This window comes from Mycobacterium sp. G7A2 (assembly GCF_041902445.1).
Lineage (GTDB): Bacteria > Actinomycetota > Actinomycetes > Mycobacteriales > Mycobacteriaceae > Mycobacterium.
Genome location: NZ_CP169251.1, coordinates 1576835 through 1601309 on the forward strand (window position 1 = coordinate 1576835; position 24475 = coordinate 1601309).

Genomic DNA, 24475 nt, shown 5'->3' on the forward strand with positions numbered 1-24475 from the left:
CTCGTCCCGTTCCTGGAGTTCCCCCATGTCTGCCACCTCCGTTCTGCCCACCCGTCTGCGGTTGGCCGATCTGCTGCACACCACCGACCGGTTCGCCGACGAGGTTCTGCGCGGTCGCTACGACCATCTCTTCCCGGCCGACGGCCTGCCTCGTGACGAGCGCTGGTTCGTCCGGTTGCACGGCGACGACGAACTGGATGTCTGGCTGATCAGCTGGGTTCCCCAGCGCTCGACCGAGCTGCACGACTACGGCGGCTCACTGGGCGCACTCACCGTGCTGTCCGGTGCGCTGCGCGAAACCCGCTGGGACGGAGAAGGGTTGCGGGAGCGCTCGTTGGTCGCCGGCGATCAGGCCGGCTTTCCGCTCGGCTGGGTGCACGATGTCGAAGACGATGCGGAGGGGCGAGCGACTCTCAGCGTGCACGCCTATTCGCCGCCGTTGACGGTGATGTCCTACTACGACCTCACCGATCAGGACACGTTGCGGCGCACCCGGACCACGCTGACCGATGCGCCGGAGGACAGCTAGATGACCAGCCGGATCGATGCGGTGCTCGACGCCGCGCGGACCCGATTGACCAGGATGCCGGCCGAGGAGGTGCCCGCCGCCCTGGCCCGCGGTGCAGTGCTGGTGGACATCCGCCCCGCCGCTCAGCGTGCCGCCGAAGGCGAGGTGGCTGCCGCGCTGGTCGTCGAACGCAACGTCCTGGAATGGCGCTGCGACCCGACCAGCGACGCGCGACTGCCCCAGGCGGTCGGTGACGACGTCGAATGGGTGGTGCTGTGTTCTGAGGGCTACACCTCCAGCCTGGCCGCCGCCGCGTTGAAGGATCTCGGCCTGCACCGGGCCACCGATGTGATCGGCGGCTACCACGCCCTCAAAAGGGTTGTGGTCTAGGAGTTCTCGCCGCTGTGCATGAGCGGGCGCAGGCGTTCGGTCTTCTCCGGCGTCCAGCCCGGCGGCTGTAGCACCGCCGCCCAGCCGTTGACCACGTCGCGGACGTACACGTGGCCGTGCCCATCGGGGACGTTGACCGCCACCGCCATGTCGGCGGACACCTGCAGGAACGTGACGACCGGCATCCAGTCCATTCGCGGCGACACGTCGTAGCCACGCCGCTCCTTGAGCCAGTCCGGTTCGCGGAACAACAGATCCGGCGTCCACCAGGCGATGGGATCGGAGGCGTGCTGCAGGTAGACCACCCGCGGTTCACCCCACGGGTCGGCGGGCCGGCCCAGATTGTCGGGACGTGCCACGAACCGCGCGTTGTAACCCTTGTCGTAGATCGGTAGCCACATCGGTGAGCCGGGGTCGCGGTTGGCGGTGAGGTCGGTCCAGATGGTGTTGTTGAACGTCGGCCCCGAGAACAACGCCCCGTCGGTCCGGGCGACCAGGTTGTCCAGGCTCAGGAACGGCGCTTCGCCGCCGAAGGAACCCAGGCTCTCGCCGAACACCACCAGCCTGGGCCGGTCCGCCTCGGGCCTGGCACGGACGAGTTCGTCCACCGCCTCGAACAGGGCCTGACCGGCCTGGCGGGCGTTCTCCTTGTCGACGAGGAACGAGATCCAGCTCGGCAGGAACGAATACTGCATCGACACGATCGCGGTGTCGCCGTTGAACATGTACTCCAGCGCCGAGGCCTCGGCCTCGTTGATCCAGCCGGTGCCGGTGGTGGTGGCCACGGCGACGACCTCGCGGTCCAGCCCACCGGTGCGCAACAACTCCTGAGCGGCGATCTGCGCGGTCTCGCGGATGTCGTCGCCGGCGTCCTTGCCTGCGTAAGCGCGGATCGGCTCGGTCGCGGGCGCACCGTTGAACTCGGTCAGCTCCGCCACCGTCGGCCCGCCGGCGACGAAGATCCGCCCCTGGTGCCCCAGCGACGCCCACGACACCAGCGACCCGGGGCCGCCGGACCGCAACGTCGTCGTCGGGGTCGGAGAGTTGGGCGAGTCCTCGTCGTTGACCGCGGCGAAGGTGCTGTTGAGCCAGTCCATCGCGACGCGGGCGACCACACCGTTGAGCAGAGCCACGGTCAGGGCGAGGACCAGGCCGACGGCCACCACCCCCGAAACCCGCCGCGGCGCCACCCGCTCGAGCTGGCGGACCAGAAACAGCACCAGCTTGCGGATCAGCTGGCCGAGCTCCACGAGCACGAACATGACGATCAGCGCCAGCACCGCGGCCTGCGGATAGTTGTACCAACGCAGATGCGGAACGCCCATCAGGTCACGTACGTCGTTCTGCCAGACCTGGAAGAAGAACTCCATCCCCACCAGGCTGGCCAGGCCGGCCACCAGCAGCGCCAGCCAGGCCCAGTGCGGGGCCGGGGGGCTGCTGTCCTTGCCCCGCATGTAGCGGACCAGCCACACGCCGAACACCCCGAGCAGGTAGCCCGCGGCGCCGGCGCCACCGCTGACGAGGCCCTGGAACAGCGGGCCGCGCGGCAGCAGGGACGGGGTCAGCGACAACCAGACGAACACCAGGCCAACCGCGCTGCCGGTGAACGTGTAGTGGCGCTGCCACCACGGCAGCGTGCGCTGCTCGTCGGAGGTCGACGGCTCGGACTCGGGATGGCCGGCCGTGGCTGACGGCGTCGCTGTGGCGACCGGGGACGGCTCGCTGTCAGACCCCGTCGCGGGCTGCTGCTGCGGCCTCTGCTCCGTCCCTGGTTCGCTCACGAGGGCACTTTAACGGTGTGTGAAGTTCGCGGCGCGTTTCTCGGTGAACGCGGCCATCCCTTCGGTCTGATCGTCGGTGGCGAACGCCGAGTGGAACAGGCGGCGTTCGTAGAGCAGGCCCTCGGACAGCGTGGTCTCGAAGGAGCGGTCGACCGCCTCCTTGGCCATCCGCGCCGCCGACAGCGACATCCCGGCGATGGTGGCCGCCACCTTGTTGGCCTCGTCGAGCAGGGCGTCGGCGGGCACCACCCGAGACACCAGCCCGGCGCGCTCGGCTTCCTCGGCGTCCATGTTGCGCCCGGTCAGAATCAGATCCATCGCCTTGGCCTTGCCGATCGCGCGGGTCAACCGCTGCGAGCCGCCCATGCCGGGGAGCACTCCCAGCTTGATCTCCGGCTGCCCGAACTTCGCGGTGTCCGCGGCGATCAGGATGTCGCACATCATGGCCAGCTCGCAGCCGCCGCCCAGCGCGTAGCCGGCGACCGCGGCGATCGTCGGGGTCCGGGTGGCGGCGAACCTGCCCCAGGCGGCGAAGAAATCCGCGGCGAACACGTCGGCGAACGACAGCTCGGCCATCTCCTTGATGTCGGCGCCTGCGGCGAAGGCCTTCTCGTTGCCGGTCAGGATGATGGCACCGACGCCGGGGTCGGCGTCGAGTTCGGCTGCGGCGCCGGTCACTTCGTTCATCACCTGAGTGTTGAGGGCGTTGAGCGCCTTGGGCCGGTTCAAGGTGATGGTGGCGACTCGGTCGGTGCGGGTGACCAGGATGGTCTCGAAAGATGTCATGGCGTCCTTTCAGGGGTCAGTCGAAGCTCAGGTCTGGGTCTGCCGGGGCGAAGTACGCGTCGACGTCGGCAGTAGTGACCGCCTCGGACGACCGAGGTGACCACTTCGGGTTGCGATCCTTGTCGATCAACTGTGCACGGATACCCTCGACCAGGTCGTGGGATCGCAGCGATGCGCAGGAGGTGCGGAACTCCTGGCGCAGCACGTCTTCCAGACTGGTGAGCCTGCCCGCTCTGCGGACGGCCTCCAGCGTGACGGCCAGCGCGACGGGGGAGCGCGACGAGATCAGCTCGGCGGCTTTGGCGGCCGGCTCTCCGCCTCGGTCGCCCAATGCCGCCAGGATGTCGGAGACGGTGTCGGCGGCGTAGCACTCGTCGATCCAGTCCCGCTGGGCCAGAAGGGGGCTGGGTGGCGGCTCCTGTGCATGAGCGGCCACCGCCGCCGCTGGGCCGTCGGCGGTGGCCGTGGCGAGGAATGCCTCGAGTAGGTCGTGGGGAACGAAATGATCGGCGAAGCCCATGGCGATCGCGTCGGCGCCGGTGAACGGGGCGCCGCTGAGTGCCGCATGCAGGCCGAGCAGGCCGGGGGTGCGCGCCAGCAGATAGGTGCCGCCGACGTCGGGGATGAAGCCGATGCCCACCTCGGGCATCGCCATCTTCGTGGTGTCGGTCGCGATCCGGACGCTGCCGTGGGCGCTGATGCCGACGCCACCGCCCATCGTGATGCCGTCCATGATCGCCACATACGGCTTCGGGTAGCGCCCGATCTGGGCGTTGACCAGATATTCGTCGTGCCAGAACTGGCGGGCTTCGGTGCCGTCGCCCCTGGCGCTGTGGTAGATCGCCACCACGTCGCCGCCGGCGCACAGACCGCGTTCGCCGGCGCCGTCGACGATCACGCACGCCACGTCGTCGTCGTCCTGCCACGCCGTCAACGCCGCCCCGATCTGGGTGACCATCGGATGGGTCAGCGAGTTGATCGCCTTGGGCCGGTTGAGCGTGATGCGCCCGACCGAACCGTCGACCTTTACTAGGACATCCTCGTTTTCGTCCACGCCCTGCAATCTAGATCGTCTGCCGCCTCAGGTCAGGCCCGGGTAAGGTTTCCTGGGAAGAACCTGGGAAGGGATCGCGCGGTCTTCGGTCGCGGCGGGAACCTACCGGGAAACTCGATCGTTGAGTGTTCGTCACGACTCGGATTCACAGGAAAGGAACCGACGGTGCGCGAGAGCAGCAACCCGGTATTCCGTTCGTTGCCCCAGGGGCGGCAGGGCGGATACGCGCAGTTCGGTACCGGAGCCGCCGGCTACGGTGCCCAAGCGGTACAGGCTGACCCCTACACGACCCAGCAGTACCCCGACCAGCGGCAGACCGGTGTCTCCCGCCCGCTGACCATCGACGACGTCGTCACCAAGACCGGCATGACGCTGGCCGTGCTGAGCGCCGTCGCGGTCGTCTCCTACTTCCTGGTGTCCCAGAACCTGGGACTGGCCATGCCGTTCACGCTGGTCGGCGCCTTCGGCGGACTTGCGCTGGTGCTGGTGGCCACCTTCGGCCGCAAGCAGGACAACCCGGCCATCGTGCTGAGCTACGCGGCCCTCGAAGGGCTGTTCGTCGGCGCGATCTCGTTCGTGTTCGCCAACATGATCTCCACCGGCGGACCCGGCATGATCGCCCAGGCGATCGTCGGCACCATCGGCGTGTTCTTCGGCATGCTCGTCGTCTACAAGACCGGCGCCATCCGGGTCACGCCGAAGTTCACCCGCTTCATCGTGGCGGCCATGTTCGGTGCCCTGGCCCTGATGCTGCTCAACCTCGTGCTCGCGCTCTTCGGCGTCGGTGGCGGTGAAGGCTTCGGCCTGCGCAGCGGCGGCCCGCTGGCGATCATCTTCTCGCTGGTGGTCATCGGCATCGCCGCGTTCTCGTTCCTGATCGACTTCGACGCCGCCGACCAGATGGTCCGCGCCGGCGCGCCGGAGAAGGCGGCCTGGGGCATCGCGCTGGGTCTGACCGTCACCCTGGTCTGGCTCTACGTCGAGATCCTGCGCCTGCTGAGTTACTTCAACCAGGACTAGCAGCCTGTGCGCGAAGGGCCGCCCACCACGGTGGGCGGCCCTTTTCGTTGCGCTGTGGGCGTTATGGCGTTGAGACTGATATGGGGGCAGGTTTGTCAAGAGGCAGGGTGAAGCGGCGGCCGTAACCGTCGTTGCGGCCGCCGCTTCGCTGTTGCCAGCACGTGGTGGTTTTAGGTGTGGCGTATCGATGGTGTGGATCGACGCGATGAGTCAAGTCTGAAATTCGCGGGTTGGTTACCGCAGGACGGGACTTTCGGCATGAGTGACCGCTGGTCTGCGCATCGAGCGTCAAACACGGATGTTCAAAATCCATGAGTGGCTCAACAGTCTCATCGCGGGTCACTTGTGTCGTCGCGCGCCGGCACCTCATCCCATACCGTGCTGGACGTGTTATCCGGTGGTGTTCAGTCCTCGATCACCGCCAGCGACCAGCACCAGCCGGCCAGTTCTCGCGCGACGGCGGCGTTGGCGATGACCGGCCGTTTCTTACGCTGATCGAAGTTGATCCACCGCTGGTGCAATCGAAAGTTGCCTTCCTGTCCACGAGCTCGCGCGGCCGGGCAGGCAGCAGCCCAGCGGCGACGCAACCCCACCCCAGGCCGGTAGGGCTTGCGATGCTGCCAAGCGGCCTCGATCAGCAATCGACGAACGTGTTTGTTGCCCGTACGCGTGATTCCGCCTTGGTGGCGGCTGGGCCCGCTGGAGCACTCGGTGGGCACTAACCCGAGGTAGTTGCCGATGGAGCGGCCCGTGAGTCGGTGCCAGTCGCCGATCTCGACGGCCATTCCGAATGCAGTCAACGTCGAGATGCCGCGCAGACACCCCAGGCGGGTGATCACCGGGCTGAATTCACTGTGGGCGGCCATCGCTGTGATCGCGGCATCGAGTCGATCCCGGCGGGCAGTGGCGGCCAGCACCGCATCCAGGGCTTCGTCAAAGGTGCGTTGCTGGGCGGGATGGTCAAAACGCTGTTGGTGTAACCACACATCGTGATTGCCGGTCCAGGGGTGCCCACCGGAGTAGACGATGCCGCGCCGCAACAATATGTGGGTCAGACGATGACGGGCCGCCATCAGGTCTTCACGGCAGTCGTCGCGGGCGCGCACCAAATCGCGTGCCGCTTCTTGTTCGAGGCTCGGAATCTGCACCGCGACTACCTCGCCCAGATACAGCAGACGAGCCAAATGACGTGCGTCGCGGGCATCGGTCTTGACCCGATCACCTTGGGGGCGGATCAACTTGGACGGCGCGGCGACCACGCAGTCGATCCCGGTAGCAAGCAGATGTCGCGCCAACCCGTACCCCGTCGGGCCAGCCTCGTAGACCACTTTCACCGGCGCCGCCAAGGTAGCCACCCAGGCGCCGATCTCGCCAGGATCAGGACATAGCCGCCGCTCGACGACCGCACCGGTCTCACAATCAAATCCACACCCGATCACCGATCGTGCGTGCACATCCAAACCAACACTCGTACGCTGACGTAACACTGGGGCCTCCCACATGGTTGTGGCTCTACCGGCCAGGACCACCCTGTCGGTAACCCACGTTCACATGTGAGCGAGGCCCCAGCCCCCCCATACCGTCTGCGTGTGGCGCGGTGGTCACTCGCACTTTCCCGCTCTCACTGCAGTCTCAACGCCAGAGGGCCTCAGGACAGGCGCTCGACCACCATGGCCATGCCCTGGCCGCCACCGACGCACATCGTCTCGATGCCGAAGGTCTTGTCGTGGTAGGCGAGGTTGTTCAGCAGCGTCGCGGTGATGCGTGCCCCGGTCATGCCGAACGGGTGTCCCAGCGCGATCGCACCACCGGAGACGTTGAGCTTGTCCTCGTCCATGCCGAGTTCGCGGGCCGAGCCGAGCACCTGGACTGCGAACGCCTCGTTGATCTCGTACAGGTCGATGTCGCTGATCGACATCTTCGCGTTGGCCAGCGCCTTCTTGACGGCCTCGATGGGGCCGAGCCCCATGATCTCCGGCGACAGGCCGGTGACACCCGTGGAGACGATGCGCGCCAGCGGCGTCAGGCCGAGCTCCTTGGCCTTGGTGTCGCTCATGATGATCACCGCGGCCGCGCCGTCGTTCAGCGGGCAGGCATTGCCGGCGGTGATCGTGCCGTTGGGCCGGAACACCGGCTTGAGCTGGCTGATCTTCTCGTAGGTGGTTCCGGCGCGGGGCCCGTCGTCGGTGCTGACGACGGTGCCGTCGGGCAGCGTCACCGGGGCGATCTCGCGGGCGAAGAAGCCGCTGTTGATCGCTTCCTCGGCGCGGTTCTGCGACCGCACACCCCAGTGGTCCTGGTCCTCGCGGCTGATGCCGGTGAATGCGGCGACGTTCTCAGCCGTCTGTCCCATCGCGATGTACACGTCGGGCAGCGCACCGTCCTCGCGGGGGTCGTGCCACTCGGTGGCGCCGGCGGCGGCCTGCTCGGTGCGGGCGACCGCGTCGTCGAACATCGGGTTCCTGGTGTCCGGCGCCCCGTCGGCCATGCCCTTGGCGAACCGTGACACCGTCTCCACGCCGGCGGAGATGAAGGCGTCGCCCTCGCCGGCCTTGATGGCGTGGAAGGCCATCCGGGTGGTCTGCAGCGACGACGAGCAGTACCGGTTGACCGTCGTGCCCGGCAGGAAGTCGTAGCCGAGTTCGACAGCGACGGCGCGGGCGATGTTGTACCCGGACTCCCCGGCGGGCTGGCCGCAGCCCATCATCAGGTCGTCGATGTCGCGCGGATCCAGCGCGGGCACCTTGTCCAGGGCCGCGCGGACCATCTGCGCGGCGAGGTCGTCGGGGCGCATCGAGACGAGCGAGCCCTTGTTGGCCCGACCGATCGGGGATCGGGTGGCGGCGACGATGACGGCTTCGGGCATGAGGGCTCCTAGAACTCGGGGACTGGGATCGGGAACGGATTCACAACGTGTGACCGAACCTAGCCCGCGCTCACCACGATCGGAGCGGGCACCCCGGTGGAACGCCGCCACAACCGGCTCAGCGCCGTGACCCGTGACAGCAGCGAACCGGAGTCGGCGGTGCGGGATTCCAGGGCTTCCTCGGGCGGCTCACCGCACACGAACTCACCCAGCTGATGGCACAGGGCCGGCAGCAGCTGCTTGGCCGCCAGGGCGTAGCCCGCCGCCGAGGGATGGAACATGTCCGACGAGAACAACACCTCGGGCGCCTGATAGAAGTGCGGGGCGAGCAGATCGGAGAACGGCACCGCCACCCCGCCTGCGGCCCGCACCGCGCCGGCCTGGGCGCGGGCCAACCGCAGGCCGCGGCTGCGCGCCACCCAGCGCAGCGGCTGCGGGATGGCCTTGATGACGCCGAAGTCGGGGCACGTTCCGACCACGACGACCGCCCCGCTGTCACGCAACCGGCGCACCGCACGGCCCACGCGGCGCGCCGACGGGCTGATGCCGTTGGGCTTGGTGATGTCGTTGGCGCCGATCATGATCACCGCCGCATCGGGCGGCGGGCCGGCGACGAACATCGCGTCGATCTGTCCGGACAGTCCCTTCGACGTGGCGCCGACGATCGCCTTGGTGCTCAATCGGATGCGCCGGCCCGATTCCTCGGCCAGGCCCCGCGCCAGCAGCACACCGGGCACCTCATCTGCGGTGGTGCACCCGTAGCCGGTGGCGGTGGAGTCGCCGAAGATCATCAGATGCAGGTCGAAGGGCACGCCGCGATGCCAGCGCTCGACCGGGCCGCCGCCGGGGCGGTAGACGCCGTCCGCCCGCGGCGGGATGTCCCACGATTTCGGGATGACCTGTCGGGCCTGGTCGGCCTGCCCGCTGAGCAGATTGCGGGCCCCGAGATACGCCGAACCCGTCGAAGCCAGGGTCGCCGCGGCTGCCAGCGCGATGGCGGAGCGGCGCGGCCTGCGAGGACCGGAGCGAGAAGCATTGCCTGTGCTGCCCACACCGCAAGTTTAGGGCCCGACGCGACGGAAAAGCGCCATGCACCGCGGGTGGCCGATCACAGTGCGGTATCGAGTCCGGCAACAAAAGTGTTTAACCGATTGTGATACTGGTTACAAATGGCAAGCTAAGTAACGAGCTAGTCTGAGTAACCCGGCTTATCCCGGCACTACGACGCTGTAGGAAGTGGTCGCGATGACGGCACCGAGTAAGGTTCCCGGCTCTGCCCGGGTTGGCATTGGGCCAGCTAGGACGCGTAAACCGCGTCGGTTTCCGGTCAGTGACGGCGCTCCCGTCGAAGTGGTCGAGGACGGACCCAGTCTCGCCGGTCGATTGATGAGTCTGGCGGCGATGATGACCATCAAGCCCACCTTGATGGTCGGCAGCTACGCTCCCCGGCTGCCCTGGCCGTGGGGTCTGGTTGATTTCGCCGCCCGCATCATGCGCCCGCCGGCCGGCACGGTGCGCGCGACCATCGGCCTGCCGCACTGCACGGCGCAGCTGGTCCGCGCGTCCGGGGTGCTGCCCGCCGACGGCAAGCGCAGCGTCATCTTGTACATGCACGGTGGGGCGTTCCTGACCTGCGGGGTGAACACGCACGGCCGGCTGGTGGCGGCGTTGTCGAAGTTCGCCGACAGCCCGGTCCTGGTGGTCAATTACCGGATGATCCCGAACCATTCGGTGGGGACGGCGCTCGACGACTGCTTCGATGCCTACCGGTGGTTGCGCGAAACGGGCTACGAGCCTGATCAGATCGTGCTGGCCGGTGATTCCGCGGGCGGGTACCTGTCGCTGGCGCTGGCGGAACGCCTGCTCGTCGAGGGTCTCGACGGCTACGAAGGCGAGACGCCGGCGGCCGTGGTCACGATGTCGCCCTTGTTCGAGATCGACAACGAGGGCCGGGCGGATCACCCCAACGTCCGCAGCGACGCCATGTTCCCGCACAAGGCGTTCCATGCGCTGGTCGAGCTGATCGAAGAGGCGGCCGCCAAGCGCATCGTCGACGGCGCGCCCGAGCAGATCTACGAGCCTCTCGACCACATCGAACCCGGCTTACCGCGCACTCTGATCCACGTGTCGGGATCGGAGGTGTTGCTCAGTGACGCGCGCAAAGCGGCGCGTCTGCTCGCCGCGGCCGGTGTCCCGGTCGAGATCCGGATCTGGCCAGGTCAGATGCATGTGTTCCAGTTGGGCGCGCCGGCGGTGTCGGAAGCGACCCGCTCGATCCGGCAGATCGGCGAGTACATCCGTGAGGCCACCTGGTAGCTGCGGAGCCGGCCTGGGACGATAGAGCCATGCGCATCGCCCGGCACATCAGTGAGCTCATCGGCCACACCCCGCTCGTGCAGTTGAACTCGGTCGTCACACCGGGGGCGGGCACCGTGGCGGCCAAGATCGAGTACCTCAACCCGGGCGGCAGTTCCAAGGACCGCATCGCGATCAAGATGATCGACGCCGCCGAGGCCAGCGGGGAGTTGCGGCCGGGTGGCACCATCGTCGAGCCCACCTCGGGCAACACCGGAGTCGGTCTGGCGCTGGTCGCCCAACAGCGCGGCTACAAGTGCATCTTCGTGTGCCCGGACAAGGTCAGCGGTGACAAGCAGAACGTGCTGCGCGCCTACGGGGCCGACGTCGTGGTGTGCCCCACCGCGGTACCGCCGGACCACCCCGACAGCTACTACAGCGTGTCCAACCGGCTGGTGGAGGAGATCGAGGGGGCCTGGAAGCCCGACCAGTACTCCAACCCGATGGGCCCGGCCAGCCACTACGAGACCACCGGCCCCGAGATCTGGGAGGACACCGACGGGAAGGTCACCCACTTCGTCGCCGGCGTGGGCACGGGAGGGACGATCACCGGTGCCGGGCGCTATCTCAAGGAGGTGTCCGGCGGTCGGGTGAAGGTCATCGGCGTGGATCCGGAGGGTTCGGTGTACTCCGGCGGCACCGGGCGGCCCTACCTGGTCGAAGGTGTCGGCGAGGATTTCTGGCCCTCGGCCTACGACCCGTCGGTCCCTGACGAGATCATCGCGGTGTCCGACGCGGACTCGTTCGACATGACACGGCGCCTGGCCCGGGAAGAAGCGCTGCTGGTCGGCGGCTCGTGCGGGATGGCCGTGGTGGCCGCCGTCCAGGTCGCCGAGCGGGCCGGGCCGGACTCGCTGGTGGTGGTGCTGCTGCCCGACGGCGGGCGGGGCTACATGTCGAAGATCTTCAGCGACGAGTGGATGTCGTCGTACGGCTTCCTGCGCAGCCGCCTGGACGGCACCGTCGAAGAGTCCACCGTCGGGGACGTGCTGCGGCGCAAGTCCGGCGCGCTGCCCGATCTGGTGCACACCCATCCGTCTGAGACGGTGCGTGACGCGATCGGAATCCTGCGCGAGTACGGCGTGTCGCAGATGCCTGTCGTCGGCGCCGAGCCGCCGGTGATGGCCGGGGAGGTCGCCGGCAGCGTCTCCGAGCGGGAGCTGCTCTCGGCCGTGTTCGAAGGCCGCGCCAAGCTCGCCGACGCCGTGGCCGAGCACATGAGCCCACCGCTGCCGTTGGTCGGCGCAGGTGAACTGGTCAGTAACGCCGCCAAGACGCTGCGGGACTGCGATGCGGTGATGGTGGTCGAGGACGGAAAGCCGGTGGGCGTCCTGACCCGGCACGACCTGCTGGGATTCCTGTCCGACGGCAACGTGCGCCGTTGACCCGATATGACAACCGGCGCCGGATGGCAATAGCCGCGCTGGCCCGTGCGTTCTCCTGATCGGCTCGCGGCCGTGAAACGCCGGTTCTAAGGTTTTTCTCAGGTAGTGTGAGCAGGCTCGTTCCCGTACGGAAGGCGTCGATGACCGCTCCGCCGCCGCCACCCGGCGGTCTCCGGCCCGTGCCGGCGTCGGTTGGCTTCGTGACCACGCCCGGCATGCCGGCGGGTTCCTCTGCCGACTCGTTCATCCCCTGGCGGACCCGCGTGTGCGCCTGGCTGCTCGACTACCTGCCCGTCTCTCTGCTGATCGGTATCGGCTGGGGGGTGCTGACGGCCACCCGCGAGACGACGTGCGTCGCCGACATCTACGAATACGATCTCGGCGAGTTCTGCAGGGCCGATGCGTCGACCGTCGGCAGAGTTTCGGCGCTTGCGGTGTTTCCCGTGCTGGCGCTGGCCTATCTGATCTGGAACCTCGGCTACCGGCAGGGTGTCACCGGTTGCAGCATCGGCAAGTCGATCATGGGTTTCCAGCTGATCGGCGAGAAGGACGGCCGGCCAATTGGTTTCGCCATGTCGCTGCTCCGGGAGTTCGGTCACCTGCTCCTGCTTGCGGCATGCGGACTGCTCTGGTTCGTCGCAGTGCTGTATCCCCTGTGGGATGCTAAGCGCCAGACCGTGGCGGACAAGATCATGTCAACTGTGTGTGTACCGCTTCCCACCGCCCACTGAGCGAAGGAGATCCGATGTCGGACAACCCATCACAGCCCGGCGGATACCCGCCCGAAGGGGCGTCGCAGCCGCCGCAGGGCGGTTACCCCCCGCCGCCGTCGGGTTCTCAGCCGCCGCAGGGCGGCTATCCGCCGCCCCCTCCGGGCGGTTACCCGCCTCCACCTTCGGGTTCCCAGCCACCGCAGGGCGGTTACCCGCCTCCGCCGCCGGGATCGCAGCCCACCCAGGGCGGATACCCGCCGCCCCCTCCGGGGGGTTACCCACCGCCTCCGCCGGGCGGCTACCCGCCGCCCCCTCCGCCCGGGAGTGGTTACGCGCCTCCGCAATCGGGCGGTTTTGCGCCTCAGCAACCGGGCGCCTTCGGGACCTCACCGCAGGGCTACCCGCCCCAGTCGCCGTCCTACAACGTGGGCGACGGCCTCAGCTGGGCGTGGAACAAGTTCACCAAGAACGCCGTGCCGCTGATTGTCGCCGCGCTGGTGCTCGGGCTCATCGTGATCGGCCTGCAGGCACTGATCAACGTCGTTCAGGCGTTGGTCTCACCCGGTGACACGAGCTATGTGTCCGACAGCAACGGCTTCTCGTTCTCCTACACCGCGACGGGCCCGGCCGGGGTTCTGGTCGCGATCATCGGATGGTTCCTGTCGTTGATCGTGACGGCGGCGATTCAATCGGCGTTCCTGGGCGGCGTCCTCGACATCGCCAACGGGCAAGAGGTGTCCATCGGGTCGTTCTTCCGCCCCCGCAACATCGGCAACGTCATCATCGCGGGTCTGCTCGTCGGCATCATCACCACGATCGGCTTCGTGCTGTGCATTCTGCCCGGGCTCGCTGCGAGCATCTTCCTGATGTTCACCATCATCGCCGTGCTCGATCGCAACATGTCGCCGGTGGACGGGCTGAAGTCCAGTTTCCAGACCGGCAAAGCGAACTTCGGAGGTGTGCTGCTCACCTGGTTGGCGGCCGTCGTCCTGGTGCTCGTCGGCGCGGTGCTGTGCGGTGTCGGCCTCCTGGTGACCGTGCCGGTGACGGCGCTGCTGCTGGTGTACGCGTACCGGGTGATGAACGGCGGCCTCGTCGCGCCGGCCACGCCGTAGCAGCGGGCGGGCGGTCTTCTGCACGGGGCACCTGACCCGGGTCGGGTCGACCGGGCGTCACGCATCGGTACGGTGCCGTCGTCGTCCGCAGGAGGCCACGTGAGGAGTTCGTCGAGAAACGCCTACTCGTCCTGGACGGTGCGCGCGGTCGCCTGGGTCATCGACGTGGTCCCGGTGGTGATCGCCTGGACGCTGTGGGAGGTCGTGGCGCTGGGCACCGCCGGCCGGGACTGCGTGTCCTTCGACGGTGGCGGCCTGAGTTGTTCGGCGACCAGTTCCCGCGCGGCCGACATGCTCCTCGGGGCGGTCGCGGTGCTCACCGTGGGCTATCTGGTGTGGAACTTCGGTGTCCGTCAGGGCACGCGCGGGTCGAGCATCGGCAAGTCGCTGATGAAGTTCACGGTGGTAGGTGAACGGACGTCGCAGCCCATCGGGGTCGGACGATCGGTGCTCCGCCAGCTGCTCCACGTGGTCGACGCCGTCCCCTGCTTTGCGGGGTACGCCCTGCCGCTGGTCGACACCAGGCGCCAGACGCTGGCGGACAAGGTGATGTCCACGGTGTGTGTGCCGGTCGCACCGCAGGCAGCGGATCGCCGGTGATCCGGCCATGCCGGGTGCCGCGGTTGCCCACCGCCGCCCGGTTCCGCGCCGGGCCGTCCCGGCTACCCTGATCGACCATGAGTGAGAAGCGCAGTGCAGCCGACCACTACCGCGCCTACGGTCCGGCCACCAAGGCCATCCACGCCGGGTATCGGCCGGATCCCGCCACCGGTGTGGTCAACGCCCCGATCTACGCGAGTTCGACGTTCGCCCAGGACGGCGTGGGCGGGCTGCGCGGCGGCTTCGAGTATGCGCGCACCGGCAACCCCACCCGCGCCGCGCTGGAGACGTCGCTGGCCGCGGTCGAACTCGCCGACTACGCCCGGGCGTTCAGTTCCGGGATGGCGGCCACCGACTGCGCACTGCGAGCGGTGCTGCGGCCGGGAGACCACGTCGTCATTCCCGACGACGCGTACGGCGGCACGTTCCGGCTGATCGACAAGGTGTTCACCCAGTGGGGGATCAGCTACACCGCGGTGGCGCTGTCGGACCTGGACGCGGTGCGTCAGGCCGTCACCCCCAGCACGAAGCTGATCTGGGTGGAGACCCCGACCAACCCGCTGCTGACGATCGCCGACATCGCGGGCATCTGCGCGGTGGCATCGGAGGCCGGCAAGGGCGAGGTGAAAGTGTTGGTGGACAACACCTTCGCCTCACCTGCGCTGCAGCAGCCGTTGCCCCTGGGTGCCGACATCGTGTTGCACTCGACCACCAAGTACATCGGCGGGCATTCCGATGTGGTCGGCGGAGCCCTGCTGACCAACGATGAAGCGCTCGACGACGCGTTCGCGTTCCTGCAGAACGGCGCGGGCGCGGTGCCCGGTCCCTTCGACGCCTATCTGACGATGCGTGGACTCAAGACACTGCCGCTGCGGATGCAGCGGCACAGCGACAACGCCGCGGCCATCGTCGAATTCCTGCAGGGCCACGCCGCCATCGACACCGTGCTCTACCCGGGGCTGGCGTCGCACCCGAACCATGAGGTGGCCGCGCGGCAGATGAGCGGGTTCGGCGGCATGGTGTCGGTCCGGCTGCGCGGGGGTCCCCAGGCAGCGCGCGACTTCTGTGCCCACACCGAGATCTTCATCCTCGCCGAGTCGCTCGGCGGCATCGAATCGCTCATCGAGTACCCCGGCGCCATGACACACGCCTCGACGGCGGGCTCGCAACTCGAGGTGCCCGACGATTTGGTGCGGCTCTCGGTCGGCATCGAGGACGTCGCCGACCTGCTCGGCGACATCGAGCAGGCGCTGGCCGCGCTGGCCTAGGGGTCCCGGCGGTCCAGCCCGAGGGCTGTCGGCACCCAAGCGGGCTGTCGGCAGCCAGGGGTCCGTCAGGTCAGCCGGGCCAGCGCCTGGCGGACGGCCGCCGCGGTCACCGCCAGGTTGACCTCCGCCACCGTCGTCGGGGATTCGTCGACCCAGCTGCCGCCGGCGATCTCCCCGGCGCGGGCGTGCACCCACCGCCAGCCGCGGTCGTTGAGACTGAGCAGCGTGCCCAGCCCGTCCACGGCGTGCAACAGCGTGATGACCGCCGCGGTCACCGGGGCCGGCGGGGTGCGGTCGAACAGCGCGCTCAGTACCGCCGTACGCGCCGGGCCCACCCGGTCGCGGGTGGTCAACGGCAGCATGTGACCGCGGCGGAGCGCGCTTCCGGTGTCGACGCGGCGGATCTGGCCCAGCTGCTCGAGGTGGGTTACCAGCCGGTCCTCGCTGTGTCGGCCCAGCTTCTTGATCGCGGTGTCGGGCCGCAGCGCCCGGGCGGCCAGCAGCTCGCGTCCCGGCCGGGTCACCGGGTCGAGCGGCGTCGCCGAGGCCAGCGCGACCAGCCGGCCGTCCGGAACCGGGTCACCGGGGACCGCTGGGCGGACATGTCCGGCATGCGCGAGATCGAGCAGAACGGCCGCGCCGAGGACGTGGTCACGGCGCGGCCGGTCCAGGCTCGGCTGCGCCGACGCGTTGTCCAGCAGCAGAAGGAAGAGATCTTCGGCGATGTGCCCCATGACGTGTAGGTCAGTCGCTGAGCAGGCCGGGCCCCGGCGGCCCGGGGGAGCCGGCCCGATCAGCCGGCCCGATCAGCCGGCCCGATCAGCCGGCCCGATCAGCCGTGGTAGGGCTCGGCGCTGACCAGCGTCACCTTGACGGTGTTGCCGTTGGGGACGGTGTAGGACCGCGATTCGCCGACCTTCGCGTCGATCAGGGCTCCACCGAGCGGCGAGTTGGGGGAGTAGACCTCCAGCTTGCCGTCGCTGACACCTTCCTGGCGGGTGGCGATCAGGAACGTCTCGGAGTCGGACTCGTCGTCGTCGTAGTAGACCTTGACCACCGAACCGGGCAGCGCGACGCCGGACTGGCTCGGCGCCTCGCCGACCTTGGCGTTGTTGAGCAACTCCTGCAGCTGGCGGATGCGGGCCTCCTGCTGGCCCTGCTCTTCGCGGGCGGCATGGTAACCGCCGTTCTCGCGCAGGTCACCCTCCTCGCGCCGGTCGTTGATCTCGGCGGCGATGACCGGGCGGTTGGCGATCAGCTGGTCCAGCTCGGCCTTGAGGCGGTCGTAGGACTCTTCGGTCAGCCAGGTCACCTGGGTGTCGGTCATGTCGTCGCGCTCCTGTCGTTGTTGCTTCCGCGCCTGTCGCGTAAGAAGGTCGTGACACGGCACCGGGAGCTGTCGTACGTGTATTGCCGCCACAGTCGCGTTCAACCAGAGCTCAGGCTCCGGCTGAGGACCCAATATGCAGCAATACACGGCTCCAGCAGGAACCGTGTATCGATCGATGATAGCACCGGGGGGATACCCGGACGTCACGATTTCGCTGTCGGCAGTTGGCCGGGTATCTGCTGCGTCAGCCGCCGACCAGGTAGGACGGCACCTCGGTGCCGCACCCGTAGACGTCCCCGACGACGGCCGGAGCGCTGGTTTTGACCAGGGTCGTCACCTGCACCGTCGACTCCTCGGCTGGAGGGACGAGCAGTTCGCGTCGTCCGGTCTCGGTGCCGTCGTAGGAGCGGGCCCGCACGATGCACACCACCGGCCGCGACGGGTCCTCGCGCGTGACGCTCATCGTCACCTCGATGGTCTGATCGTCGAGAACTCGGTAACCGCCGAGTTCGCCCTCCACCTCGGCGGACCCCAACCGGCTGAACGCCACCGCCGCGATCGCCACCCCGAGCACCACGACGAGCACGGTCAGCCCGATGGCGATCCAGCGCCGGGTGCGCCGGTCGAGGCGCTGACGCCCGTAGCGGGCTTCGGGACGTTCGATCATCTCGTTTTGCATGCCCGTCGGTCGGATGGGTGTACTAGGACTGGAACTATAAATCCAGTTGGCGCGGTTGCACCGTAGCGTGATTTCCAGCGCGACTGTCCTGCCAAGTGAACAGCTAAGAGGGAACAGGTTGACCGAACTGCGGTTGATGGCCGTACACGCGCACCCGGACGACGAGTCCAGCAAGGGCGCGGCGACGATGGCGCGCTACGTCGACGAGGGCGTGCGCGTCATGGTCGTCACACTGACCGGCGGCGAGCGTGGCGACATCCTCAACAAGGCGATGGACATCCCCGAGGTTCATGGCCGGATGCCGCAGATCCGTCGGGACGAGATGGCCAAGGCCGCCTCCATCCTGGGGGTGGAGCACCACTGGCTCGGTTTCGTCGACTCGGGGTTGCCCGAGGGTGACCCGCTGCCGCCGCTGCCGGAGGGCTGTTTCGCCCTCGAGCCGCTGGAGGTGCCGACCGAGGCGCTCGTGCAGGTGATCCGGGATTTCAAGCCGCACGTGATGACGACCTACGACGAGAACGGCGGCTATCCGCACCCCGACCACATCCGGTGCCACCAGGTGTCGGTCGCCGCCTACGAGGCGGCCGCCGACCACCGGCTGTATCCCACTGCCGGGGAGCCGTGGAACGTGCAGAAGCTGTACTACAACCACGGCTTCCTGCGTCAGCGCATGCAGGTGCTGCAGGACGAGTTCGTCCGACACGGGCAGGAGGGACCGTTCGCCAAGTGGCTGGAGAAGTGGGATCCGGATGACGATCTGCTCGGCAAGCGGGTGACCACGCGCATCGAATGTGCCAAGTACTTCGCCCAGCGTGATGAAGCGCTGCTGGCTCATGCCACCCAGATCGACCCGAACAGCTTCTTCTTCACCACCCCGCTGGAATGGCAGCATCGACTGTGGCCGACCGAGGAGTTCGAGTTGGCGCGGTCGCGGGTGCCGGTACGGCTGCCCGAGACCGATCTGTTCGCCGGAATCGAGGGACGGTGACGAAGAGCTGTGAGTGATCTGTTGACGCTGGGCGTCGAGCTGACGACCGGTCTGTTGGCCCAGGACGGACCGCGCCAGACCGGGCCGGATTTCGGCAAGGCCAGCCCGGTCGGCCTCATCGTGGTGATCCTGCTGCTGATCAGCGTCTTCCTGTTGGTGTGGTCGATGAACAAGCACCTGCGCCGGCTGCCGAAGTCCTTCGGTGACGATGATCCGCAGAACACCGGGTCGGCTGAGGACTCCAACCGCGACCCGCACTGAGGCCGATGTCCAACGCCCTGGCTTCGGCGACCAGTCCCTACCTGCGCCAACACGCCGAGAACCCGGTGCACTGGCAGGAGTGGTCCGGTGCGGCGCTGGCCGAGGCAGCCCGGCGCGACGTGCCGATCCTGCTGTCCGTCGGTTACGCGGCGTGTCACTGGTGTCATGTGATGGCGCACGAGTCCTTCGAGGACACCGAGGTGGCCGAAGCGATGAATGCGCAGTTCGTCTGCATCAAGGTCGATCGCGAGGAACGCCCCGATCTCGACGCGGTGTACATGAACGCCACGGTGGCGTTGACCGGTCAGGGCGGCTGGCCGATGACCTGTTTCCTCACCCCGGATGGTCGGCCCTTCTTCTGCGGCACCTATTACCCGAAGCCGGCCTTCCTGGAGCTGCTGGCCGCGGTGGCGCAGACGTGGCGCACCCGCCGGTCCGAGGTCGAACAGGCCGGCGACCACATCAGTGCCGAACTGCGAGCCATGGCTTCCGGACTTCCGGGTGGGGGCCCGCCGGTCGAGCCGCAGCTGTGTGACCGGGCCGTCGCGGCGGTGCTCGCCGACGAGGACACCGTCCATGGTGGTTTCGGCGCGGCCCCCAAGTTCCCACCCTCGGCCCTGCTGGAAGCGTTGCTGCGCAACCACGAACGCACTGCAGACCCCGCTCCGCTGGCCGCGGTGCAGCGCACCTGTTCGGCGATGGCCCGCGGTGGTCTCTACGACCAGTTGGCCGGCGGTTTCGCCCGCTACAGCGTCGACGCCGCCTGGGTGGTGCCGCACTTCGAGAAGATGCTCTACGACAACGCCCAGCTGTTGCGGGTCTACGCGCACTGGGCGCGTCGCAGCGGTGACCCGTTTGCGCATCGGATCGCCAGCGAGACAGCATGTTTCATGCTCGACGAGCTGCGTGCCGACGGCATGTTCGTGTCGTCGCTGGACGCCGACGCCGCAGGGGTCGAAGGCCTGACGTACAGCTGGACCGTCGATCAGCTCCACGAGATTCTGGGCGTCGACGACGGAGACTGGGCGGCAACGCTTTTCGGTGTGACATCCACGGGCACGTTCGAGCGCGGCGCGTCGGTGCTGCAGTTGCGCGGCGACCCCGCGGATCCGGTCCGATTCGACCGGGTGCGGGCGGCGCTGCTGGCGGCTCGGGCGCAGCGGCCGCAACCCGGCCGCGACGACAAGGTGGTGACCGCGTGGAACGGTCTGGCGATCACGGCTCTGGTGGAGGCGGGGTTCGCGTTGCGGCGCCCCGCTCTGCTGGCAGCGGCCGCCGACTGCGCGCGCTCGGTGCTGGATCTGCATGTCGTCGGTGGGCGGCTGCGCCGCGCCAGCCTGGGCGGCGTGGTGGGCGCGAGCGCGGCCATCCTCGAAGACCACGCCGCGCTGGCCGCCGGGCTGATGACGCTCTATCAGGCGCAGTCCGAACCCCATTGGCTCGACGAGGCGATGGCGCTGCTCGACGTCGCGCTCGACCACTTCGCCGATCCCGCCCGGGACGGTCGCTGGTTCGACGTCGCCGACGACGCCGAGCAGTTGGTGTCGCGGCCCGCCGACCCGCTCGACGGCGCCACCCCGGCCGGCGCGTCGCTGATGGCCGAGGCACTGCAGATGGCGGCGCACCTGGCCCCGGGCGGGCCGGCCGAAAGGTACGCCGCGGCAGCGGAGGCCACAGTGGCCGGCGCGGCGGTGGTGCTCGACCGCGCCCCGCGCTCGGGCGGGCACTGGCTGGCTGTCGCCGAGGCAGCGGTGCGCGGGCCGATCCAGATCGCCGTCGCGTGCGACTCGGCCGACTCGGCGTTGCTGGCGGTCGCCCGGGCCGTTGCCCCCGGTGGGGCGGTGGTGATCGGCGGCCCGGCGGGATCCACCGAATTGCTGCGGGAGCGCCCCCGCGTCGGCGACGCGGACGCGGCATACATCTGCCGGGGACGGACCTGTGACCTCCCGGTCACCACCGCCGAGGATCTGGCTGCCGCGCTCGGAGGCTCCGTGTAGCGTGGCCGCACATGAGCTTCGAGCCCGATGTCCTGCAAGGTTTCGTCCAGCGCTACCTCGACACCGCCGCCCGTGGTAACGCCGACGACGTGGCCGCCCTCTACGCCGAGGACGCCACGCTCGAGGATCCCGTCGGCGGCGGCGAAGTGCACATCGGGCGTCAGGCCATCGCCGGGTTCTACAAGGTGATGGAAGGCGCGGAGGTCACGACCGAGCTGCTGTCGTTCCGTGCCGGCGGGCACGAGGCGGCGTTCATGTTCGCCATCACCGTCGGCGGTGCGATGCGTATCGAACCCATCGAGGTGATGACGTTCGACGGCGACGGCATGATCACGTCGATGAAGGCCTACTGGGGCCCGCAGAACGTCACCCAGCTCTAGCGAATTCGGCGCGTTCGGCGCCACCGGCGGTGCTTCAGCGCGCCCGATTCGCTCAGAAGACGGCGAACCACATCGCGATGTAGTGGCAGATCGCCGCAACCGCGGTGCACGCGTGGAAGAACTCGTGATGCCCGAACGTGGTCGGCCACGGATTGGGCCACTTCAGGGCGTAGAGCACGCCGCCGATGCTGTACAGCGCTCCGCCGACGATCAGCAGCACCACTGCGGCCACCCCGGCGCCGTGGGTGATCGGGCCGATGAACCAGACCGCCACCCAGCCCAGCAGGATGTACAGCGGGACCCCCAGCCAGCGCGGCGACGACGGCCACAGCATCTTGAGCGCCACCCCGGCCAGCGCGCCGCCCCAGACGATCCAGAACAGCACCATTCCGTCGGTCTCGGGCAGCGCCAGCAACGCGAACGGGGTGTAGCTGCCCGCGATGAACACGAAGATCATCGAGTGGTCGGCGCGCTTCATCCAGGTGCGCGCCGTCGTCGAGGTCCAATGCACCCGGTGATAGGTGCCGCTGACGGCGAACATCGCCACGATGGTCAGCGTGTAGATCAGCGTGGCGATCCCGGCACGGAAAGACTCCAGCGACCACGACACCGCGACCAGCGTGGCGCCGCAGATGACCGAGATGACCGCGGCGTACACGTGAATCCAGCCGCGTAACCGTGGCTTGCCCAGGAATTGCGCAACGCCTTCGACGACCGCCTCGGGCAGATCCTCGGGCTCTCGCGGGGTATCGGCGGTACCCCGTGGATCGACAGATGTCGGCACGTCACCTCCGCTGACTGGCATTGGGTTTCCCCGCCTCACAGTAGTCTGGACCATCGTGGACCTCATTCCGCGGCGACTCAAGGAGCCGATGTACCGGCTCTACGAGATGCGGCTGCGTCAGGGGCTGGCACCAGCGAAATCCGAGCTGCCCCGCCACATTGCGGTGCTGTGTGACGGCAACCGGCGCTGGGCGCGTGAGCTCGGCCACAACGACGTCAGCTACGGCTACCGGGCCGGTGCACACAAGATCGCCGAGATGCTGCGCTGGTGTCACGAGGCGGGCATCGAGATGGCCACCGTGTACCTGTTGTCCACCGAGAACCTGCAGCGCGACCCGCAGGAACTGGCATCGCTGATCGAGATCATCACCGAGGTCGTCGAGGAGATCTGCGCCCCGGCGAACCAGTGGAGCGTGCGAACCATGGGTGATCTCGAGCTGCTCGGAGAGGAACCGGCCCGCCGGCTGCGTGACGCGGTGCAGTCCACCGACGGCAACGGCGGCGCCTTTCACGTCAACGTCGCCGTCGGGTACGGCGGCCGGCAGGAGATCGTCGACGCGGTCCGAGGGCTGCTGGCCAAGGAGCTGGCCAACGGCGTCTCCGGGGAGAAGCTGATCGAAGCCGTTACCGCCGAGGCCATCTCGGAGAACCTCTACACCTCGGGCCAGCCCGACCCGGACCTGGTCATCCGCACGTCGGGGGAGCAGCGGCTGTCCGGCTTCCTGCTGTGGCAGAGCGCCTACTCGGAGATGTGGTTCACCGAGGCGTACTGGCCGGAGTTCCGCCGGGTGGATTTCCTGCGAGCGCTGCGCGACTACAGCGCCAGGCATCGACGCTACGGGCGCTGAGGACGGCGGTCGTGGTTGCGCTCTCCGGATTGGTCTTCGCACTGAGCTGGTGGCTGGGGCTGTATCTGCTGGCGCGCGACCCCCGCAAGCCGGTCCTGGTGCTCGCCGCGGTCGGACTGACCAGCTTCGCGCTCGTGGTGGCACTGGATGCGGTCCGGCTGGTGAGCCAGTCTGCGCTGCTGAGTCGTGTCGAGATCTATCTGGTCGCGCTGCCGGGCCTCGCGTGGCTCGCGGTACTGCTCGAACTGTCGCGCCCGCGCGACAGCTGGCGCGGCCGGGCCGGGCCCGCGGGGCTCGTCGCGGCCGTGGCCGCCGTGGCGGTGACGGGTGCCGCGCTCGCCGGCGACGTCGACGGCCCGTTGCGGCTCGGGCACTGGGTCATGTTCGCCGCACTGTCGGTACCGGTGCTGGCCGCGCTGATCCACGCCGTGGCCCGGCGTGCGCAGCCCCGCCCGGTGGTGGGCTTCGTCATCGTCGCGACGTTGTTCTTCGCGCTGGGCAACGCGATCCTGATCATCCCGCTCGGGCTGGTGCCCAGTTGGCTGGCGTTGGCCTCGACCGGCGTCGACATCGCACTGCTCGGGGTGGCGGTGGCCATTGGAGACGCCTTCGACGAGGGACATGCGCTGCGCAAGGACATGTTGCGGTCGTTCGCCGGGACGACGCTGGCCGCGGTGCTGTTCGGCGGGCAGGTGCTCATCGGGATCGCGGTGGCCGGGAGCAGCACCACGCTGACGGTGCTGCTGTTCACCAGCCTCGGTGTGGCGATCGCGATCAACGTGCTCGCCGATCCGCTGGCCGGGCTGCTCGACCGGCTCGCCTTCTCCCGCTCACCGGAACTGCGTGCCGACCGGGCGGCGTTGCGTGGCACCGAGGCGGCGTTGCCGCGGCGCTCAGCCAGCCCGCTGGACAACATGGACTCCGAGACCTTCGTCCGGGTCACCCGGCGCGCTCTCGGGCACTACGGCGATCTGTCCAAGCTGGTCGCCAGCCCGTTGACCGCACTGCCGGTGATCGACGAGCGGTTGGCCCGTCGCGGCGCGCCCGATCAGCCGCTGGAGCGGGCCAACGAGCTCAGGGCTCTGCTGGCCGAGCGGATCGCCGGCCTCAAGCCGCGCGACGGCGGTGAGTTCGGCACCACCGAACAGTGGCGGCACTACAACTCGCTGTACTTCCCGTACGTCGTCGGGGTGCGGGCCTACGCACAGAACGCGACAGCGGCCGGACTTGACCCGGTGGCCCGCCAGGCGTGGCAGTGGTTGGTCACCGACGTGCCGCAGCGGTCGCTGCACAACTGGCAGAACGCGGCCGCGCGGGTGATCGCCACGGACCTGCGCAGCAACCTCGTCTCCACCCGCTGAGTGCGGC

General features: G+C 68.6%; 25 protein-coding genes. 15 read left to right on the top strand and 10 right to left on the bottom strand.

The annotated features are described in order from the left end of the window. The first annotated feature begins 25 nt into the window (after nt 1-25). Entirely contained in the window at nt 26-529 is a 504-nt protein-coding gene (locus tag ACEWX3_RS07780; RefSeq protein WP_374159112.1) for a cysteine dioxygenase family protein, read from the top strand. After that, nucleotides 530-898, top strand: a complete 369-nt coding sequence (locus tag ACEWX3_RS07785) for a rhodanese-like domain-containing protein (RefSeq protein WP_207069257.1) — start codon at nt 530-532, stop codon at nt 896-898. On the opposite strand, the gene ACEWX3_RS07790 is transcribed toward ACEWX3_RS07785, so the two are convergent. The 3 genes from ACEWX3_RS07790 to ACEWX3_RS07800 are packed head-to-tail and all read right to left on the bottom strand — an operon-like array spanning nt 895 to nt 4519. Further along, nucleotides 895-2679: an alpha/beta-hydrolase family protein gene (locus ACEWX3_RS07790; RefSeq protein WP_221354948.1), complete on the bottom strand. Its 1785-nt coding sequence runs from the start codon at nt 2677-2679 to the stop codon at nt 895-897. The genes ACEWX3_RS07785 and ACEWX3_RS07790 overlap by 4 nt on opposite strands. A 9-nt stretch (nt 2680-2688) precedes the next feature. Next, a complete protein-coding gene (locus ACEWX3_RS07795) occupies nt 2689-3465 on the bottom strand; it encodes an enoyl-CoA hydratase (RefSeq protein WP_207069256.1) in 777 nt (258 codons plus the stop codon). A gap of 16 nt (nt 3466-3481) precedes the next feature. Continuing rightward, nucleotides 3482-4519, bottom strand: coding sequence for an enoyl-CoA hydratase/isomerase family protein (locus ACEWX3_RS07800; protein WP_374159113.1), 1038 nt, complete (start codon nt 4517-4519; stop codon nt 3482-3484). A gap of 165 nt (nt 4520-4684) precedes the next feature. On the opposite strand from ACEWX3_RS07800, the gene ACEWX3_RS07805 reads away from it, so the two are divergent. Then, nucleotides 4685-5539, top strand: coding sequence for a Bax inhibitor-1/YccA family protein (locus ACEWX3_RS07805; protein WP_152518351.1), 855 nt, complete (start codon nt 4685-4687; stop codon nt 5537-5539). Nucleotides 5540-5943: 404 nt separating this feature from the next. Here the strand turns inward: ACEWX3_RS07805 and ACEWX3_RS07810 are convergent, their stop codons facing one another. The 3 genes from ACEWX3_RS07810 to ACEWX3_RS07820 all read right to left on the bottom strand — a co-directional run bounded on the left by ACEWX3_RS07810 (nt 5944) and on the right by ACEWX3_RS07820 (nt 9457). Continuing rightward, nucleotides 5944-7041 carry an IS110 family transposase gene (locus tag ACEWX3_RS07810; protein WP_347221028.1) on the bottom strand — a complete coding sequence of 366 codons (1098 nt, stop codon included), beginning with the start codon at nt 7039-7041 and terminating at the stop codon, nt 5944-5946. 146 nt (nt 7042-7187) lie between these two features. Next, nucleotides 7188-8405, bottom strand: coding sequence for an acetyl-CoA C-acetyltransferase (locus tag ACEWX3_RS07815; protein WP_207069254.1), 1218 nt, complete (start codon nt 8403-8405; stop codon nt 7188-7190). Nucleotides 8406-8464: 59 nt separating this feature from the next. Continuing rightward, on the bottom strand, nt 8465-9457 hold the full coding sequence (locus ACEWX3_RS07820) for an SGNH/GDSL hydrolase family protein (RefSeq protein WP_221354955.1): 993 nt from the start codon (nt 9455-9457) through the stop codon (nt 8465-8467). A 193-nt stretch (nt 9458-9650) separates the two neighbouring features. On the opposite strand from ACEWX3_RS07820, the gene ACEWX3_RS07825 reads away from it, so the two are divergent. From ACEWX3_RS07825 to ACEWX3_RS07850, 6 genes are all read left to right on the top strand, one after another. Beyond that, nucleotides 9651-10721 carry an alpha/beta hydrolase gene (locus tag ACEWX3_RS07825; RefSeq protein WP_374159114.1) on the top strand — a complete coding sequence of 357 codons (1071 nt, stop codon included), beginning with the start codon at nt 9651-9653 and terminating at the stop codon, nt 10719-10721. Between the two features lie 29 nt (nt 10722-10750). Then, the gene (locus ACEWX3_RS07830; RefSeq protein ID WP_207069251.1) at nt 10751-12145 is read left to right on the top strand and encodes a cystathionine beta-synthase; all 1395 of its coding nucleotides are present in this window, start codon (nt 10751-10753) and stop codon (nt 12143-12145) included. A gap of 140 nt (nt 12146-12285) precedes the next feature. Further along, complete coding sequence (locus ACEWX3_RS07835) at nt 12286-12876, top strand: RDD family protein (RefSeq protein WP_374159115.1); 591 nt, start codon at nt 12286-12288, stop codon at nt 12874-12876. 14 nt (nt 12877-12890) lie between these two features. After that, nucleotides 12891-13973, top strand: coding sequence for a hypothetical protein (locus tag ACEWX3_RS07840; protein ID WP_374159116.1), 1083 nt, complete (start codon nt 12891-12893; stop codon nt 13971-13973). A gap of 99 nt (nt 13974-14072) precedes the next feature. Next, nucleotides 14073-14573 carry an RDD family protein gene (locus ACEWX3_RS07845; RefSeq protein WP_207069392.1) on the top strand — a complete coding sequence of 167 codons (501 nt, stop codon included), beginning with the start codon at nt 14073-14075 and terminating at the stop codon, nt 14571-14573. A 77-nt stretch (nt 14574-14650) separates the two neighbouring features. After that, nucleotides 14651-15841, top strand: coding sequence for a cystathionine gamma-synthase (locus tag ACEWX3_RS07850; RefSeq protein WP_374159117.1), 1191 nt, complete (start codon nt 14651-14653; stop codon nt 15839-15841). 65 nt (nt 15842-15906) lie between these two features. Here the strand turns inward: ACEWX3_RS07850 and ACEWX3_RS07855 are convergent, their stop codons facing one another. From ACEWX3_RS07855 to ACEWX3_RS07865, 3 genes are all read right to left on the bottom strand, one after another. Next, nucleotides 15907-16575 (bottom strand): GPP34 family phosphoprotein, encoded by a 669-nt coding sequence (locus ACEWX3_RS07855; protein WP_374159118.1) that lies wholly within the window; start codon nt 16573-16575, stop codon nt 15907-15909. Between the two features lie 98 nt (nt 16576-16673). Continuing rightward, a complete protein-coding gene (gene greA, locus ACEWX3_RS07860) occupies nt 16674-17168 on the bottom strand; it encodes a transcription elongation factor GreA (protein ID WP_152518341.1) in 495 nt (164 codons plus the stop codon). A 247-nt stretch (nt 17169-17415) separates the two neighbouring features. Next, the gene (locus ACEWX3_RS07865) at nt 17416-17838 is read right to left on the bottom strand and encodes a DUF4307 domain-containing protein (protein ID WP_173012090.1); all 423 of its coding nucleotides are present in this window, start codon (nt 17836-17838) and stop codon (nt 17416-17418) included. Between the two features lie 130 nt (nt 17839-17968). Between ACEWX3_RS07865 and mca the strand changes: the two genes are divergently transcribed. The 4 genes from mca to ACEWX3_RS07885 are packed head-to-tail and all read left to right on the top strand — an operon-like array spanning nt 17969 to nt 21476. Beyond that, the gene (mca, locus tag ACEWX3_RS07870; RefSeq protein ID WP_152518339.1) at nt 17969-18838 is read left to right on the top strand and encodes a mycothiol conjugate amidase Mca; all 870 of its coding nucleotides are present in this window, start codon (nt 17969-17971) and stop codon (nt 18836-18838) included. A 9-nt stretch (nt 18839-18847) separates the two neighbouring features. Next, nucleotides 18848-19099 carry a hypothetical protein gene (locus tag ACEWX3_RS07875; protein ID WP_152518338.1) on the top strand — a complete coding sequence of 84 codons (252 nt, stop codon included), beginning with the start codon at nt 18848-18850 and terminating at the stop codon, nt 19097-19099. A gap of 5 nt (nt 19100-19104) precedes the next feature. Next, on the top strand, nt 19105-21096 hold the full coding sequence (locus ACEWX3_RS07880; RefSeq protein WP_374159119.1) for a thioredoxin domain-containing protein: 1992 nt from the start codon (nt 19105-19107) through the stop codon (nt 21094-21096). 11 nt (nt 21097-21107) lie between these two features. Continuing rightward, nucleotides 21108-21476 carry a nuclear transport factor 2 family protein gene (locus ACEWX3_RS07885; protein ID WP_152518336.1) on the top strand — a complete coding sequence of 123 codons (369 nt, stop codon included), beginning with the start codon at nt 21108-21110 and terminating at the stop codon, nt 21474-21476. A gap of 52 nt (nt 21477-21528) precedes the next feature. Here the strand turns inward: ACEWX3_RS07885 and ACEWX3_RS07890 are convergent, their stop codons facing one another. Then, nucleotides 21529-22260 (bottom strand): hemolysin III family protein, encoded by a 732-nt coding sequence (locus tag ACEWX3_RS07890; protein WP_374159120.1) that lies wholly within the window; start codon nt 22258-22260, stop codon nt 21529-21531. Nucleotides 22261-22315: 55 nt separating this feature from the next. Between ACEWX3_RS07890 and ACEWX3_RS07895 the strand changes: the two genes are divergently transcribed. After that, nucleotides 22316-23107: a (2Z,6E)-farnesyl diphosphate synthase gene (locus ACEWX3_RS07895; RefSeq protein ID WP_207069387.1), complete on the top strand. Its 792-nt coding sequence runs from the start codon at nt 22316-22318 to the stop codon at nt 23105-23107. 11 nt (nt 23108-23118) lie between these two features. Further along, nucleotides 23119-24468 carry a hypothetical protein gene (locus ACEWX3_RS07900; protein WP_374159121.1) on the top strand — a complete coding sequence of 450 codons (1350 nt, stop codon included), beginning with the start codon at nt 23119-23121 and terminating at the stop codon, nt 24466-24468. The last annotated feature ends 7 nt before the right edge of the window (nt 24469-24475 follow it).

Bases quoted from the DNA above. Each gene is read 5' to 3' on its own strand.
- ACEWX3_RS07865 (WP_173012090.1), bottom strand. From the start codon at position 17,838: ATGATCGAACGTCCCGAAGCCCGCTACGGGCGTCAGCGCCTCGACCGG.
- ACEWX3_RS07780 (WP_374159112.1), top strand. From the start codon at position 26: ATGTCTGCCACCTCCGTTCTGCCCACCCGTCTGCGGTTGGCCGATCTG.
- ACEWX3_RS07785 (WP_207069257.1), top strand. From the start codon at position 530: ATGACCAGCCGGATCGATGCGGTGCTCGACGCCGCGCGGACCCGATTG.
- ACEWX3_RS07840 (WP_374159116.1), top strand. From the start codon at position 12,891: ATGTCGGACAACCCATCACAGCCCGGCGGATACCCGCCCGAAGGGGCG.
- ACEWX3_RS07795 (WP_207069256.1), bottom strand. From the start codon at position 3,465: ATGACATCTTTCGAGACCATCCTGGTCACCCGCACCGACCGAGTCGCC.
- ACEWX3_RS07810 (WP_347221028.1), bottom strand. From the start codon at position 7,041: ATGTGGGAGGCCCCAGTGTTACGTCAGCGTACGAGTGTTGGTTTGGAT.
- greA (WP_152518341.1), bottom strand. From the start codon at position 17,168: ATGACCGACACCCAGGTGACCTGGCTGACCGAAGAGTCCTACGACCGC.
- ACEWX3_RS07855 (WP_374159118.1), bottom strand. From the start codon at position 16,575: ATGGGGCACATCGCCGAAGATCTCTTCCTTCTGCTGCTGGACAACGCG.
- ACEWX3_RS07825 (WP_374159114.1), top strand. From the start codon at position 9,651: ATGACGGCACCGAGTAAGGTTCCCGGCTCTGCCCGGGTTGGCATTGGG.
- ACEWX3_RS07850 (WP_374159117.1), top strand. From the start codon at position 14,651: ATGAGTGAGAAGCGCAGTGCAGCCGACCACTACCGCGCCTACGGTCCG.
- ACEWX3_RS07880 (WP_374159119.1), top strand. From the start codon at position 19,105: ATGTCCAACGCCCTGGCTTCGGCGACCAGTCCCTACCTGCGCCAACAC.
- ACEWX3_RS07830 (WP_207069251.1), top strand. From the start codon at position 10,751: ATGCGCATCGCCCGGCACATCAGTGAGCTCATCGGCCACACCCCGCTC.
- ACEWX3_RS07815 (WP_207069254.1), bottom strand. From the start codon at position 8,405: ATGCCCGAAGCCGTCATCGTCGCCGCCACCCGATCCCCGATCGGTCGG.
- ACEWX3_RS07835 (WP_374159115.1), top strand. From the start codon at position 12,286: ATGACCGCTCCGCCGCCGCCACCCGGCGGTCTCCGGCCCGTGCCGGCG.
- ACEWX3_RS07885 (WP_152518336.1), top strand. From the start codon at position 21,108: ATGAGCTTCGAGCCCGATGTCCTGCAAGGTTTCGTCCAGCGCTACCTC.